The organism is Marinobacter daepoensis DSM 16072 (assembly GCF_000421165.1).
GTDB lineage: Bacteria > Pseudomonadota > Gammaproteobacteria > Pseudomonadales > Oleiphilaceae > Marinobacter > Marinobacter daepoensis.
Genome location: NZ_ATWI01000008.1, coordinates 221,787 through 237,738, shown reverse-complemented (window position 1 = coordinate 237,738; position 15,952 = coordinate 221,787). Strand labels below are relative to the sequence as shown.

The window sequence follows — 15,952 nt, the reverse complement described above, 5'->3', positions numbered from 1 at the left end:
AAATATTGATCATAATAGAATGCTCGAACGTAACCACCTCAAAGTTATTCAGGCCGTCGACCAGCATGGCTCTGTCACAGCAGCCGCCAAACACCTGCACCTCACCCAGTCCGCCCTGAGCCACACCATGCGAAAACTGGAACAGGCGCTGGGCACCGATCTTTGGTTGCGGGAAGGGCGTCACCTTCGGCTGACCCAGGCCGGAGCCTACCTGCTGCACACGGCAAACCGTCTGTTGCCGCAACTGGAACACGCAGAAACCCGGCTCAGGCAATTTTCCGAGGGCAAAAGAGGCTCGTTACGGATTGGCATGGAATGCCACCCGTGCTATCAATGGCTGCTGAAAGTGGTCTCGCCTTTTCTGGCGGACTGGCCGGATGTGGACGTGGATGTGAAGCAGAAATTCCAGTTCGGCGGCCTGGGCGCCCTGCAGGACTATGAGATCGATCTGCTGGTCACGCCAGACCCGGTGTACCGCCCCGGACTGGTGTTCGAGCCAGTATTTGATTACGAACAGGTGCTGGTGGTGGCCTCGGACCACCCTCTGGCAACCGCGCCCTACGCCAACGCCGGCGACCTGCGCGACGAAACGCTCCTCACCTACCCGGTGGCGCCGGAACGGCTGGATGTGTATACCCGCTTTCTGAACCCGGCTTCGGTGTCGCCCTGGCGGCACAAGACACTGGAAACCACGGATATCATGTTGCAAATGGTGGCCAGTGGCCGAGGCGTGGCCGCCCTGCCCAGATGGCTGGCGCTGGAATACGCAGACAGGCTCCCCCTGGCCGCCGTTCGGATGGGGCCACAGGGCGTCGACAAGCAGATTTTTGTCGGGCACCGGGAGAGCGATAGCCGTACCGAATATCTGCAGGGGTTTATTACCCTTGCCCGCTCGTACCGGGTTCCCGACAACGGGCAGGCCACAGATCACCAGAACAGCAGCTAAGCAGCGGAGGCAGGTTGTGTTTACCCTGAGGCGCAAGGGCAACTATCAGTTACAGTTAACCCGCTCCCTGACCGGAGCCGGCCGATACGACGTGGAGCTGTATCTGTTTACCCCCCACGAAGGCAGCCTCTCATCCCGGGCTCTGTCGGAAAAACGATTCTACTTTTCCTCGCTGGAACACCGGCTGAGGTTGCTGGGGCTGCCGGATCAGGACCGTGCGGCCAAAGCCGACCAGTCGTTTACTCTGCTGTCGCCCCATTACGAGATCCGGCAGGGCTCGTCGCTGTTCCAGTACCGGGCCTCCCTTGACCGGCTCAGACAACAGATCGAAACCTCCGGGCTCAGTGACGAACTGCTGAAACGGGCGCTGCGCCTGAGCGAAAAGTTTGCCCAGCGCCTGCGCAAGTCGGCCCCGGAACAATCCAGCCAACAGCGCTACTACCGGCTTCTGGACACCTGCTTTTCCTGGAACGCCGAGCAGTTCTTTCTGGAATGCATGACTCTGGAAAACTATGACGCCCTGGCCCCGGGCCTGCAGGCCTCGGCGCTTGAGTTTCTGCAACAGGAAGCCCTGCACCGAAAAACCCAGGACTACACCAGCAACTTCAAGGGCACCCCCACAAGGATCTGGAACCGTATGCGGCTGTACCACCGCATCCTTGAATACCCGTTATTGCTGCGCACACGGGTGACCGAACTTGGCGAGGGTACCCGTAAGCTGGTGAAAGCGGCAACCACAACTCTGGTCATGTTGCTGTTCACCTACCTGTTGTTCAACATACGGGACGTTGGCCAGACCACCCTTTCCCTGACCCTGCTGCTGGGTATCGCACTGATCTACGCGATCCGTGATTTGCTGCGCGATGACATGATCAACGCCGTAACGCTCTGGTTGCGCAGGGGAAAACCTCGCTGGAAAGTACGTTTGAGCACTCCATACACCAGCCGCTCCGCAGGGCAGAAAAAGGTCTGGCTTGACTACCGGAAGGCCCGGGAACTGCCTGCCAAGGTCCGGGAACAGGCCCAGCGCTGGACCAGTAACGACGAACAGCAGGTCATTTGCTACCGGTCAGCACTGAGCCTGGAGAAAGCAACGTTCGAACGGGACCACCTTCAGGATCGCATCAGTCTGGACTGCGAGGCGCTGTGCGAACTGGTTCAGCCCACAACGGTAAAACTCTATGCCTGGAAGGATCCTGAACACACTGCCGATGGCGTAAAAGCCCACCCCATCGAAAAACAACACGATTACCAGTTGTTGTTGCTGTGTACCGAGCCCGGAAAAGAGAAGAACTCGGCACAGCGCTGGCAGCTTCGGCTGAGCCATGCCGGCATCGTTCAGTGCAAATCCAAAAATACGTCCTGATCTGACGGATACCGACTGTCAGGCACGCTTACGCACCACCTGATACTTCCGCCCGAAATACTCCACCGGTACGCTGAGCATGTGCACCAGCCGGGTGAACGGGAAGAGTACGAAAATGGTCAGGCCCAGGAAAATGTGGGTTTTGTAAATCCAGTGCACATCAGCAATGTGGTCGGCCACGCCTCCCTGCAGGGTAAAAACGCCCTGAGCCCAGGCCGAAAACTTGAGCATAGTGCCTCCATCCAGATGCCCCAGTGTGGGCAGGATGGTTAGCAAGCCGAGGGCCAGCTGAACCACCAGAATGATGATGATCATATTATCCGCAAAGGTGCTGCTGGCCTGAATTCGCGGGTCGGTCATACGGCGCCAGGCCAGCATACCACCACCTAGAATGGCCATTAGGCCGGCAATGCCGCCAACAACAATCGCCATCACCTGTTTCTGACCGGGCGTAATAACCCACTCATAAGCCCAGTGCGGGGTAAGCAGGCCCACCAGATGGCCGAAGAAAATCACCAGCACGCCCACGTGGAACAACACAGACGCCAGAACCATGTTGCTCTTGCGCAGCATCTGGCTGGAATGGGCCTTCCAGGTAAACTGGCCATGGTCGTAGCGCACCCAGGTGCCGACAAACAGCACCAGCAGGGCGATGTAAGGATAAATTCCGAACAAAAGCGTGTTGATATAAGACATGGTCTTCTCCTCCTGCGCCTCAGGCGCGCCCTGCCGGACGGGGTGTAGCGTCCGTCATCAGCTGCTCACTCAGGTGAATGGTCTGGGTCTGTTCCAGTTCACGGCGTCGCTGTCCAACCACACCACCGGTGTTGCAGGAGCTGCCCTGGTCATCCACAAACTTCACCATTTCCTCTTCCCAGACCTTATCCAAGGCTTCCGGGGTATCGTCGCGTTCTTCCGAGGCGACAAGCCGCGCCAGCTCCTGGCGGTCGGTCTTGCGACCGGACAACACCAGCAAGGCATCCATGACGACGTGATAAAAACTCTGGCGCTGGTAGAGCCGCTCGCCCAGCAAACCCAGAATATGATGAATGTCCTCCAGCCAGCTTCGGATATCCTCCCAGGGACGGGTTGAGAGGTACTCCAGAAACAGTGGCAGGTAGTCCGGCAACTCCCGGGCATCGATCTCCAGCCCGTTGCGACGGTATTCTTCCATCAGGTCGACCATCGCCTGGCCCCGATCCCGGGATTCCCCGTGCACATGTTCAAACAACAACAGGGACATGGCCCGGCCTTTGTCGAACAAACCAACGTAGGTTTCCTGAAGGTCCAGCAGATCATCGTCACACAGACGGTCCAGACAGTTGAGCAACCGTTCCTTGTTCCAGACCGGAAGCCGATCATCTTCAAGGACCACAGCGACCAAGGCATCCCGGGATTGCTGCAGCTCTTCGTTCGGATACTCAAGCACCCGCGCCAACACTTTCAGTAATTGCATGTCAGCCTCCTTATTTCTGCAGCTGTTTGGGGTCAACCTGCTTCACGGTTGCCAGCTTCTGTACCATGCTGGTGGTCTGCTTCTTGCCACCGAACAGGCTGAAGTCACTGTCTCCGCCGTTGCATCCGTCCCCGAAACTGAATCCGCATCCGCCACGCTCGCCATAAGCCGTCGCGTCCGGGAAGGCTTCTTTTGCCAGCTCCCGATGGCTGGTGGGAATCACAAAGCGGTCCTCATAGTTGGCTATCGCCAGATAGCGATACATTTCGTCAGCCTGGTCCCTGGACAGGCCGGCTTCTTCCAGGGCTCGCAGGTCTTCCTTGCCTTCCACCGTCTCGGCCCGTTTGTACAGACGCATGGCCATGATCCGCCTGAGCGCCCGGACAATCGGCTTCTCATCACCGGCAGTCAGCAGGTTTGCCAGGTACTTGACCGGAATCCGCAGGCTCTCAATCTTCGGCAGCACACCGTCGAACTCGACCTTGCCGGCTTCCGCCGCAGACTGAATCGGGCTCAGGGGGGGCACGTACCAGACCATGGGCAAAGTTCTGTATTCCGGGTGCAGCGGCAGGGCCAGCTTCCAGTCCACCGCCATTTTGTAGACCGGGCTCTGCTGGGCCGCTTCGATCACGTTCATGGGGATTCCATCTTTTCGGGCCTGCTCGATCACGTTCGGGTCGAACGGGTCCAGAAAGATCTCCAGTTGTTTCTCGTAAAGCTCGTGCTCACCCGGAGCACTGGCCACTTCCTCAATTCGGTCTGCGTCGTACAACAGCACGCCCAGATAACGGATACGGCCTACGCAGGTCTCAGAGCAGACGGTGGGCATCCCGGCTTCGATCCGCGGGTAACAGAAAATGCATTTCTCAGACTTGCCGGTTTTCCAGTTGAAATAGATTTTCTTATAGGGACAGCCAGACACACACATTCGCCAGCCCCGGCATTTATCCTGGTCAATCAGGACGATGCCGTCTTCTTCCCGCTTGTAGATCGCTCCACTGGGGCAACTGGCCACGCAGGCCGGATTCAGGCAGTGCTCGCACAGGCGCGGCAGGTACATCATGAAGGTGTTCTCAAACTGGCCGTAGATGTCGGCCTGCACCTGGTCGAAGTTCTTGTCTTTGCGACGCTTGGCAAACTCGGTACCGAGTATCTCCTCCCAGTTCGGGCCCCATTCGATCTTCTTCATGCGCTGGCCGGAAATCAGCGAGCGAGGCCGGGCCACCGGCTGATGTTTCACATCGCCAGCGGTGTGCAGATGCTGATAGTCGTAGTCGAACGGTTCGTAATAGTCATCGATTTCCGGGAGATCCGGGTTGGCGAAGATGTTCGCCAACACCCGGAATTTGCCACCGATGCGGGGGCGGATCTTGCCAGTGCTGTAGCGCAACCACCCGCCCTTCCACTTGTCCTGATTCTCCCACTCTTTCGGATAACCAATACCCGGCTTGGTTTCAACGTTGTTGAACCAGGCGTATTCCATGCCTTCACGACTGGTCCAGACGTTCTTGCAGGTGACGGAACAGGTGTGGCAACCAATGCACTTATCCAGGTTCAGTACCATGCCGACTTGGGAACGGATTTTCATTTTGCAGCCTCCTGAACAGAGTCATTGCCTTCGCCATCGAGCCAGTCCACGTGTTTCATCTTGCGGACAACCACAAATTCGTCACGGTTAGAGCCAACGGTGCCGTAGTAATTAAAGCCGTAGGAATACTGGGCGTAGCCCCCAATCATGTGAGTCGGTTTCGGGCACACCCGGGTGACCGAGTTGTGGATACCGCCGCGGGTGCCGGTAATTTCAGAACCGGGAACATTCACGTTGCGCTCCTGAGCGTGGTACATCATCACCATGCCGGGCATCACCCGCTGACTCACCACCGCACGGGCGGCAATGGCACCGTTGGCGTTAAACAGTTCGATCCAATCGTTGTCTTCCACGCCGATCTCTTTGGCGTCGTCCTCACTGAGCCAGACAATCGGGCCGCCGCGGGACAGGGTCAGCATCAGCAGGTTGTCACTGTAGGTACTGTGGATACCCCACTTCTGGTGCGGGGTGATCCAGTTCAGCGCTTTCTCGGGGTTCCCGTTGCTGCGCTGGTTGATCATGCTGCCCACGGCCTTGGTGTTGATGGGCGGGCGGTACACCAGCAGGCTCTCGCCGAAGGCGCGCATCCACTCATGGTCCTGATAGAACTGCTGCCGGCCGGTCAGTGTTCGCCAGGGAATCAGCTCATGCACGTTGGTATAGCCGGCGTTGTAAGACACGTGCTCATCTTCCAGGCCAGACCAGGTCGGACTGGAAATAATCTTGCGCGGCTGGGCCACGATATCCCGGAAGCGGATTTTTTCCTCTTCCTTGTTGGTGGCCAGGTGGGTGTGATCCAGACCGGTGAACTCGGACAGCGCCGCCCAGGCTTTTACCGCCACCTGGCCGTTGGTTTCCGGCGCCAGGGTCAGGATCACCTCGGCCGCATCAATGGCACTTTCAATCTTCGGACGGCCCGCGTTGGCGCCGGCGATGTGCCGGTAATTCAGCTCCCCGAGAAAGCTCACTTCCTTCTCGGTATTCCAACTGATGCCCTTGCCACCATTCCCAAGCTTGTCCATCAGCGGGCCAAGGGAGGTAAACCGGGCATAGGTATTCGGATAATCCCGCTCTACGGTGACAAAGTTGGGTGCGGTTTTACCCGGAATCAGATCACATTCGCCTTTTTTCCAGTCTTTCACCTCGAACGGCTGCCCCAGTTCGGCCGGCGCGTCGTGAAGCAACGGCAGAGTGACCACGTCTTTCTCAACGCCGAGATGCCCTTCCGCTGCTTTGGAGAAGGCCTTGGCGATGCCTTTGTAGATTTCCCAGTCGCTGCGTGCTTCCCAGGCCGGATCAGTGGCCGCCGTCAGGGGGTGGATAAACGGATGCATGTCTGAGGTATTCAAGTCGTTCTTTTCGTACCAGGTCGCCGTCGGCAGCACGATGTCGGAATACAGGCACGTGGTGGACATGCGGAAATCCAGGGTGACCAGAAGATCAAGCTTGCCTTGCGGGGCTTCGTCGCGCCACCGGACCTCTTCCGGCTTGGCGCCGCCTTCTTGCCCCAGGTCTTTGCCCTGCAGGCCGTTTGTCGTGCCCAGCAGGTACTTCAGCATGTATTCATGCCCCTTACCCGAAGAGCCCAGCAGATTGGAGCGCCAGATGAACAGGTTACGCGGGCAGTTTTCCGGCGCTTCCGGGTCTTCACTGGCAAAAGCCAGAGAACCGTCTTTCAAAGACTGGGCCACATAGTCCGCAACCCCCAGACCGGCCTTCTCCGCTTCCGCGGCAATGGTCAGCGGGTTTCGGTTCAGTTGCGGCGCAGACGGCAGCCAGCCCATGCGTTCGGCACGCACGTTATAGTCAATCAGGCTGCCACCAAACCGGGCGTTGTCGGCCAGCGGTGACAGGATCTCATCCACGCCCAGTTTCTCGTAGCGCCACTGGCCGGAGTGGGCGTAGAAGAAAGAGGTGGAGTTCATGTGGCGCGGCGGACGCTGCCAGTCCAGACCAAAGGCCAGCGGCTGCCAGCCAGTCTGTGGGCGCAGTTTTTCCTGGCCCACGTAGTGCGCCCAGCCGCCCCCGCTCTGGCCGACACAACCGCACAGGATCAGCATGTTGATCAGACCACGGTAGTTCATGTCCATGTGGTACCAGTGGTTCATCCCGGCCCCGACAATCACCATGGAACGGCCCCTGGTCTTGTTGGCGTTGTCAGCAAACTCACGGGCGATACGGATCACTTTCTCGGCCGGCACACCCGTAATCTGCTCCTGCCAGGCCGGAGTGTAGGGCTTCACCTCTTCATAGGATGTAGCGCCATCGTCGTCCCCCAGGCCACGGCTGATGCCATAGTTAGCAACCATCAGATCGAATACGGTGACTACACGCCCCTCGGAACCGTCCGCAAGTGTGACTTTTCGGGTACCCAGCTTGTGTTTGAGGATGTCGCTGTATTCAACGTGGTTGAAGTGTTCGTGCTCAATGCCGCCAAAGTACGGGAAGGCCACATCCACCACGTCATCGTGCTTTTCCACCATGGACAGCCGAAGGTTTACATCGGAGCCTTTGGCAGTCTGCTTCAGGTTCCACTTGCCCTTCTCACCCCAGCGGTAGCCGATGGAACCGTTGGGCGCGGTCAGCTCCCCGGTACTTTCGTCAATGGCAATGGTTTTCCACTCGGGGTTGTTCTCCTCCCCCAGGCCGCCCACCAGATCACTCGCGCGCAGGAAACGTCCCGGCACGAAGCTGCCATCCTCTCTCTGCTCCAGCATCACCAGATACGGCATATCCGTGTATCGCCGCACGTAGTCGGTGAAGTACTCGCGGGGCTTGTCGACGTGAAACTCTTTCAGAATGACGTGGCCCATAGCCATGCCGAGGGCAGCATCGGTACCCTGTTTCGGGTTCAGCCACTCATCGGACAACTTGGAGACTTCCGCATAGTCGGGCGTGATGGCAACGGTTTTGGTGCCCTTGTAGCGGACTTCCGTAAAGAAGTGAGCATCCGGAGTACGGGTCTGGGGCACGTTGGACCCCCAGGCAATGATGTAACCGGAGTTGTACCAGTCGGCAGATTCCGGCACGTCGGTCTGCTCGCCCCAGGTTTGCGGGGAGGCCGGCGGCAGGTCGCAATACCAGTCGTAGAAGCTCATGCAGACACCGCCGATCATGGACAGGTAGCGACTACCAGCCGCGTAAGACACCATCGACATGGCGGGAATCGGAGAGAACCCGATGATGCGGTCCGGGCCAAATTTTCTGGCCGTGTACACGTTAGAGGCCGCGATCAGTTCGTTAACTTCATCCCAGCTGGAACGCACAAATCCGCCCATACCACGGCGAGGCTTGTACTCAGCGGTTTTGGCCGGGTCTTCCACAATGGACGCCCAGGCCTCTACCGGGTCCCGGAATTTGATTCGGGCTGAACGCCAGAGTTTCATCAGGCTCTTGCGCATCAACGGGTATTTCAGACGATTGGCGCTGTACATGTACCAGGAATAACTGGCGCCGCGGGGACAGCCCCGGGGTTCGTGGTTGGGCAGATCCGGACGGGTACGGGGATAATCGGTCTGCTGGGTTTCCCAGGTCACCAGGCCGTTCTTGACGTAAATTTTCCAACTGCAGGAACCGGTGCAGTTCACGCCATGGGTAGAGCGGACAATCTTGTCGTGCTGCCAGCGCTGGCGATAGCTGTTTTCCCAGTCGCGGTTCACTTCGTGGGTTTCGCCATGACCGTTAGCAAACGATTCACGGTTCTTCCTGAAGTAATTCAGTTTGTCGATCAAATGACTCATGGTCTCTCTCTCCATCAACCCGTCGGCCGGATCGTTATTCCGAATGGAGACCATTGTGTGAGATCAACCCCCTGAAATCTGCGTGGTTACTCCCTCATAACCGGTGTTTACCACCCTATGGGTAGCCAGCTATATCCCGGGATGGAGAAACCTGCTCCGCTCCTCCCGGCGGGTATGACGGGAAAACAGAAACAGGCTGCAGCACAAAAGCAGAAAGAGAATCATAAACACGGCGGTGCGCACACCCAGCCATTGATTGACCGCACCAAAGATGACAGGCAACGCGAAGGCAATCGCACAGGCACTGACCAGAAGCACACCGGCAAACAACGAGGCTTCCTGCCGGTTCGCAAGAATAACCATACGCTGAAGCGACCCCATGGCCGCCCCTAGGGCAACCCCAAGAGCAACCACCACCCCGCTTTCAAAAGTCACCGGTAGACCAAACTCCACCACCACTTCGCTTTCTACCCCGGTAATAAAAAGTGTCATGGGCGGGTACGACAACACCAACAAGGAAACCAGACACCCGATCAGGGCTCGTATTGTCACCCTGGCTGAACCAAACCGGTCCGACAATCCGCCTCCGGCGACCTGCGCCACCGCCCCAGGGATGACAAACCACTGGGAAAGCCTGGCGCCGTCGTCCACCGAAAGCCCATACTGGCCGGAGAGAAAATCCGGAAGCCACAAAGCCAGGGAAAAAAAGCTGCCCGCGACGATGCCAAAGTAGAGACTCAGTGGCAGGTTCCGCCCCTGGCGAATCACGCCCAGTATCTCCCGGGCCGATCGCTCCCGGCTATTGTCTTCTTCGCCCGTGGCATCGGTCAGCATCAGCAGAAGGGCAATCACCAGTAACAACACGATCAGGTAGGCGAGCGGTACCCCTTGCCAGGAAAACGCTTCGTGGAACAGGGGCACCAGATAGTAGGTAAACCCGGCTCCGGTGACCCCGGCGCCGAACACCCCCAGCACCAACCCCAGCCGGCGGGAATCGCAATGACTGACCACAAACTGCAACCCCGCACCATAAAACCCGCCGGCCAGCCCAAGCCCGGCGGCGACCACCAGGTAGCCCGCGTAGGTCTCGGTCAGCAGCAGCATACCCATGCATACCGCCAGCCCGCACAGACACAGCAACATGACTTCACGGGCACCGTATCGTTGAGCGGCCAGCCCGGCGGGAATCGCCAGCATGGCACTCACCGCCATGGGCATGGCCAGCAGAACCCCGAACTGAAGGCTGTTCAGGCCCAGGTCAGCCCTCAGGTGGACCCCGGCGACGGCAAACAGGGTCCAGCAACCAGCGGCAACCACAAACCCGGTCAACGCCAGCGGCAGTACAACCGCCAGGGAGGCCAGCTTGTCATCGTCCTTTTCCAGTTGCATCCTGTTACCCCGAGATACCCAACTTTCAGTGTCGACTTTTGCCTGAGCAAGGGTCAAAGGCTATGATGGGTTATCAACCATTGGGGTAATTGACTATCCTCAAGGAGGTATCACGGCGGCGGTTTTTTTTCGGGATGATTCTGACTGCCTTGCACCATTACACAATCCTTGAGCAGTGACACAATCCATGACCTCCAGAAGCCCGCTTGTAAACCGTCTGGCGATTGTTATTGGCGCGATCGTGCTGACGGCCATTGTCAGCATGGCAACGACCCTGGCGGTCTCCAACAGCATTGAGGGGAACGCCACCGCCATCAATCTGGCAGGTTCCCTGCGGATGGGAGCCTTTCAGCTTGTTGCCCGATCAGCGTCTGAAAACCAGCCGGACACCCCCCTGGCCATCAACTCCAGGCACCTCGCCGAATACGAAGCCAAACTGATCAATCCAAACATTATCCGATCCTTGCCCCGCACGGAGGACCACCCTCTGGCCCGGGAGTATCGGGACATCAAAGCACTCTGGTCGACCCTGCTCCGTCCAGCGCTGGAACGCCACGAGGCGGGCACCCCGATCACGGCCGACATGATTACAGCCGTGGAGCAATACACCGACCAGGTAGACCGGCTGGTGACCATGCTGGAGCAGAGGACCGAAGCCCGCATCGATTTGCTCCATCTTATCCAGATCATCAGCATGATTTTTTCCGTCCTGATTGTTCTGGCCCTGTTGCTGGACCTGAAAAACCGCATTCTCAGGCCACTCCACAAGCTGGTGACTATCGCCACCGCAGTTGGCGAGCAGGATTTCAGCCAGAAAGCGAACCTCAAGGGAGCCGACGAGCTGGCTCAGCTGGGCCTGGCCTTCGACCAGATGACCAGCGAGCTGGCTCTGACCTACTACGAACTGGAAAGCCGCGCGCGCCAGAAAACAGAAGAACTGGAAGTCAGTCATTCTGCGTTGCAGGTTATGCACTCTGCCAGCCGGGGCCTGTTTGCCAATCACGACCTGTGCAGCGGCGCTATCCCGATGCTGCAGGAACTGGAACAGTTGCTGGGCATTGGTCCGATCCGCCTGTTCCTGCACGACAAGGAATCCTCCGAACCCGTCGAGGCCATTACCACCGCGACCCCTAAACGCCCCTTCTACTGCCGGGACCACCATTGCAATGCCTGCCTGGTGACACCGGAAGTGTATGATGAAATGCCACTGGAGAATAACGACGGCCGGCGCCTGCTGTTGCCCATTCGCACACCAGGACACCTCCTGGGCACTCTGGAAGTCTGGTACCCGGCAGAGCAAGGGTTGCCAGATACGTCGCGACGCCTTCTGGAAACCCTGACGGACCAGTTAGCCACGGCCATTTTTCTGGAGAAGCAGATCACCGAAGAACAGCAGCTCACACTGGCTGAGGAACGCACGGTCATCGCCCGGGAACTGCACGACTCGCTGGCGCAGTCGCTCTCGTATCTCAAAATGCAGGTTACCCGCCTGCGCCGCCTGAACATCGACGGTGAGCAGAAACCCATACACGATGACATTCTGGATGAGCTGAGCATGGGCCTGAACAGTGCCTACCGCCAGCTACGGGAATTACTTGCAACGTTCCGATTGAAACTGGACACCCCGGACCTCGCCACCGCGCTGAGCAAAACCATCGACGAATTCTCAGAGCGACTGGGTAGAAAGGTCGCCCTTGAATACAACCTGCCGCACCAGACGCTCTCGCCGAATGAGGAAATCCACACCCTGCAGATTATCCGCGAGGGGCTGGCGAATGCCGTGAAACATGCTGATGCCACCGACATTTCAGTGCACGTTCTGTTCGAGTCCCCCCAGGTACGAGCCTGCATCCGGGACAATGGCAAGGGGCTGCCCGGCGGTGACCAGCCGGTAAACCATTATGGCCTGATCATCATGCAGGATCGGGCCCGCACCCTGGGTGGGACTGTGCGAGTGAAAAACAGGGATGAAGGCGGAGTGGAAGTCGCGTTAACATTCGTACCCAAGAGCCGCAACCTGATTCCGACCGAAACCTCGACGGCGTGAACAGAGACCACCAACCATGAGAGAAACCATGTCCGAGACACCCGCAAGCATTCTGTTGATTGACGACCACCCGCTGCTGCGACAGGGCATCAAACAGCTGATCGGCATGGAAGACGACATGGACGTCATCGGCGAAGCCAGTAACGCCGCCGATGGCATTCAACTGGCTTCCGAACTGGACCCGGATCTGATTCTGATGGACCTGAACATGCCTGAAATGGACGGCATTGAGGCCCTGAAACGACTCAGAGAACAGAACATCAGTTCCCGCATCGTGATGTTCACCGTGTCCGATCAGGAAGACGACGTCGTCGCCGCCTTGCGAGCCGGCGCCGACGGATATCTGCTTAAGGACATGGAACCGGAAGACATGATCACGCAGTTGCACCAGGCAGCAGTGGGGAAAATGGTAATCAGCGACCGGCTTACCACTTTGCTGGCCGAAGCCTTGCGCTCCAACAAGCCGCAGCAAACCAGCCGCCCCGATTTCGACAGCCTGACCCCACGAGAGAAAGATATCCTCCGCCTGATTGCCGAGGGGCTGTCCAACAAAATGATCGGCAGGAAACTGGATATCAGTGACGGCACCGTCAAAGTGCATGTGAAACACCTGCTTAAAAAGCTGAATCTGCGCTCCCGGGTAGAAGTAGCGGTCTGGGCAGTTGAGGAAGGCCTGCATAAAGGCTGAGGTATATCAAATCACCGATGGATGGATTGCGCTACTCTGAGGCGGTTTCGTGTCTGCCCGGAGTCCGCTATGTTCATGCCCCTGCCGCCATTTGCCTTCCCTCAGAACCCACTGCTGGGTCAGTCCCTGACGGTACTGCGGGACTACCTGCCCTCACCGGTGCCCATGCTGGACCGGATAGACCGGCACATTCCCATGCCGTTCAAGCAACTCGTTGCCGAGGCACCGCTCAATCGCCTGTTTGCTCAGGCTCTGGCAGATGGGGAATTCGATGACTTTGAAGGGCGAACCATCCGCCTGGAGATCAACGGAGGGCAACCGGGCGTAACGATTGGTTTCTGGGCCAACCGCCTTCGACTGGTCCAGGGCCCCGGGGATGCCACAATTCGGGGCTCAGTTTCCGCCTTCAAAGCCCTGGCAGAACGCCAGCAGGACCCAGACCAGCTGTTCTTTCAGCGACGTTTGGTGATAGAAGGCGATACCGAGCTTGGACTGGCTCTGAAAAACCTGCTGGACAGCCTGGATTGGCAAATCCGCTTCAGGGATATCCTCGGAGTCTGATGCCAGACTTCAGAAAACATGAAGAGAAAACGAAAAGCTAACAAAGAAAAGAAAAACAACGAGTAAAGCAACCGGGGAAAGGCTCGGCCTTTCCCCGCCGGGAACCTCAGCTGAGAAGGTCCTGATCATCAATTCGGGAAACCACCGTGCCCCCTTCTTCACCACCCAGGCTCAGATTAATGTAATCACCCGCCCGGCATCCCAGAACCGCCAGCCCGAGGGCAGAATCAACGGGCAATTCATCAACCCCGGTACAGCCCGGTGTGCTGAACTCCACCAACCGGAAGGTGTGAACCTGAGCGTCCTGGCAGTCAATAAGGTCGACCGTGCTACCGATCGCCGCTACATTTCCAGTTCCGAGAATCGCCGCTTTTGCAGTGCTAAGCGTCTTCCTTCTGAGAAGATCCATATCATTCCCAGACATAAAAAAACCAAGATCGGCATTCACAACAGCACCCTCAAACAGGACACCTGATACGGATAAAAACAGCCCGGGCCACTGAAAAGCAACACGCTCTCCAGAGGCGTGCGGCTACCATATCAGCAAAAAAAACAAATACAACGTTCTCGATCTTATACCGTTGTCTTAGTGAAACGTGAGAAACTGTTGTGATCGTATATCTTCTCGCTGTCCAGGAATCCGTTTATGTCCTTTGCGGAAAAACTCTGCCTGAGCGCTGCCGTGGTTTTCTTTATCACCGGGCTCCTCACCGGCATCTGGAAATACCGGTGCATGGCCTCCAGCCCAAAAGCGGCCGCCCCACGCTATGTGGACATTGCCCACCGAAGTTCCCTGATGTACAGCTTCGCGGCCATGTTACTGGGCTGGCTTGCCCGCCACAGTGCTTTTCCTGACTGGTTGAACACAACAGCGGCCGCGTCTGCGCTGGCGTTCTTTGCTTTGGCTATCGGCACCTACATCATTCACGGCGCACTGCGAGATACCAGTAATCAACTGCGAAAGCCCTACCGCCTGGGGGCCAGCTCGCTGCCACCTCTGATCATCCATGGCTTTATGGTCTTCCTGATCATTGCCGAAGTAGGCGGAGCCGGGGTGCTCGGTGCCGGTGCATTAATCGGCATCTGGCAATAGCGACAAGAGCAGAGCTCAGAGTGCTCCGGGTTACCCCAAAATCAGCGGGGTAACCAAGGCCCCCCCAACCACCAGCGCCATAAACAGACACAAGGCCAGCACAAACGGCTTCATCCCCAGGCTGCGCAAAGCCTCAATCCGGGTCTGGTACCCCAGCGCAGCCATCGCCATCGTCATGGCAACCTGACCGGCCAGCACTAGCCCACTTTGCAACTGCCCGGGCAATGGCAACACACTGTTCAGCCCGACCACCCCCATAAAACCGAAAGCAAACCAGGGAATGACCAGCTTCCGTTTTCCCGCAACCGCATCACCATCGGCTCCCTCTGAATCACACACCCGGTAGCGCTTCCAGATCTGGCCAATCACCAGCAGGAAGGGCACTAACAGCATCACCCGCACCAATTTCACGATCACTGCATTGCTCAACGCGTCCTGACCAACCGCCCCACCCGCAGCAACCACCTGGGCCACTTCATGCACCGTGGAACCAATATAGACGCCGTAAAGCCCTTCATCCCAACCCATGACCGGGTAGAGAATGGGATAGGCAAACATCGCCAGAGTGCCAAACAGCACCACCGTAGCGACCGCCATGGACGTAGCTGCCGGGCGTGCCCGGATGGTGCCTTCGGTGGCCAAGACCGCTGCCGCCCCACAGATTGCGCTGCCCGCACTGGTAAGAATCGCCGTCTCCCGGTCCAGTTTCAGCCAGCGAGTGCCCAGCCAGTATCCAGCGGTGGTGATGGTCAACACCACCAGAACATCCAGGACCACCACGCCGGGACCAAGAACCATCAATTGTTGCAGAGTCAGCGAGAACCCGAACAGGACAATGCCGGTTCTGAGCAACCAGCGGGAGGAAAAGCTCAACCCAGCGGCCACATTTCCAAACCGGCTGCTGAGCCTCAGATTACCGAGTACCAGTCCCAACAACAGGGTAAACACCAGAGGCCCCAGGCCTGTTTTCTGAACTGGCGGCAACGACGCTATGCCATATCCAGCCAGCGTCAGAAATGCACACACCCCCAATCCCCTGATCATCGCCCTCTCCGAACTTTTGAATATATGGATATTC

At 58.0% G+C, this 15,952-nt stretch carries 13 protein-coding genes; 6 read left to right on the top strand and 7 right to left on the bottom strand.

What is annotated here, in order from left to right; genetic code table 11:
• The first annotated feature begins 19 nt into the window (after positions 1-19).
• Both K325_RS0101630 and K325_RS0101625 read left to right on the top strand, forming a co-directional pair.
• Positions 20-946, top strand: a complete 927-nt coding sequence (locus tag K325_RS0101630; protein WP_029652506.1) for a LysR family transcriptional regulator — start codon at positions 20-22, stop codon at positions 944-946.
• Positions 947-962: 16 nt separating this feature from the next.
• Complete coding sequence (locus tag K325_RS0101625) at positions 963-2,312, top strand: hypothetical protein (protein ID WP_029652505.1); 1,350 nt, start codon at positions 963-965, stop codon at positions 2,310-2,312.
• 18 nt (positions 2,313-2,330) lie between these two features.
• On the opposite strand, the gene narI is transcribed toward K325_RS0101625, so the two are convergent.
• From narI to K325_RS0101600, 5 genes are all read right to left on the bottom strand, one after another.
• Positions 2,331-3,008, bottom strand: a complete 678-nt coding sequence (narI, locus tag K325_RS0101620; protein WP_029652504.1) for a respiratory nitrate reductase subunit gamma — start codon at positions 3,006-3,008, stop codon at positions 2,331-2,333.
• Between the two features lie 19 nt (positions 3,009-3,027).
• Positions 3,028-3,768 carry a nitrate reductase molybdenum cofactor assembly chaperone gene (gene narJ / locus K325_RS0101615; protein WP_029652503.1) on the bottom strand — a complete coding sequence of 247 codons (741 nt, stop codon included), beginning with the start codon at positions 3,766-3,768 and terminating at the stop codon, positions 3,028-3,030.
• 10 nt (positions 3,769-3,778) lie between these two features.
• Positions 3,779-5,356, bottom strand: coding sequence for a nitrate reductase subunit beta (narH, locus tag K325_RS0101610; RefSeq protein WP_029652502.1), 1,578 nt, complete (start codon positions 5,354-5,356; stop codon positions 3,779-3,781).
• Positions 5,353-9,096: a nitrate reductase subunit alpha gene (locus K325_RS0101605; RefSeq protein ID WP_029652501.1), complete on the bottom strand. Its 3,744-nt coding sequence runs from the start codon at positions 9,094-9,096 to the stop codon at positions 5,353-5,355. The genes narH and K325_RS0101605 overlap by 4 nt, the downstream gene beginning before the upstream one ends.
• A 129-nt stretch (positions 9,097-9,225) precedes the next feature.
• Positions 9,226-10,485: an MFS transporter gene (locus K325_RS0101600; RefSeq protein ID WP_029652500.1), complete on the bottom strand. Its 1,260-nt coding sequence runs from the start codon at positions 10,483-10,485 to the stop codon at positions 9,226-9,228.
• Between the two features lie 187 nt (positions 10,486-10,672).
• On the opposite strand from K325_RS0101600, the gene K325_RS0101595 reads away from it, so the two are divergent.
• The 3 genes from K325_RS0101595 to ubiT all read left to right on the top strand — a co-directional run bounded on the left by K325_RS0101595 (position 10,673) and on the right by ubiT (position 13,781).
• The gene (locus tag K325_RS0101595) at positions 10,673-12,532 is read left to right on the top strand and encodes a histidine kinase (RefSeq protein ID WP_029652499.1); all 1,860 of its coding nucleotides are present in this window, start codon (positions 10,673-10,675) and stop codon (positions 12,530-12,532) included.
• A 28-nt stretch (positions 12,533-12,560) separates the two neighbouring features.
• Positions 12,561-13,220: a two-component system response regulator NarL gene (narL, locus tag K325_RS0101590; RefSeq protein ID WP_029652498.1), complete on the top strand. Its 660-nt coding sequence runs from the start codon at positions 12,561-12,563 to the stop codon at positions 13,218-13,220.
• A gap of 69 nt (positions 13,221-13,289) precedes the next feature.
• Positions 13,290-13,781: a ubiquinone anaerobic biosynthesis accessory factor UbiT gene (gene ubiT / locus K325_RS0101585; protein WP_228128365.1), complete on the top strand. Its 492-nt coding sequence runs from the start codon at positions 13,290-13,292 to the stop codon at positions 13,779-13,781.
• Between the two features lie 106 nt (positions 13,782-13,887).
• On the opposite strand, the gene K325_RS0101580 is transcribed toward ubiT, so the two are convergent.
• Positions 13,888-14,190: a hypothetical protein gene (locus tag K325_RS0101580; protein WP_156836553.1), complete on the bottom strand. Its 303-nt coding sequence runs from the start codon at positions 14,188-14,190 to the stop codon at positions 13,888-13,890.
• Positions 14,191-14,427: 237 nt separating this feature from the next.
• Here K325_RS0101580 and K325_RS0101575 point away from each other — a divergent pair, with 237 nt between their 5' ends.
• Positions 14,428-14,874 (top strand): hypothetical protein, encoded by a 447-nt coding sequence (locus K325_RS0101575; protein ID WP_029652495.1) that lies wholly within the window; start codon positions 14,428-14,430, stop codon positions 14,872-14,874.
• 30 nt (positions 14,875-14,904) lie between these two features.
• Here K325_RS0101575 and K325_RS0101570 read toward each other — a convergent pair whose 3' ends face one another.
• Complete coding sequence (locus K325_RS0101570; protein ID WP_029652494.1) at positions 14,905-15,918, bottom strand: YeiH family protein; 1,014 nt, start codon at positions 15,916-15,918, stop codon at positions 14,905-14,907.
• Positions 15,919-15,952 lie beyond the last annotated feature (34 nt).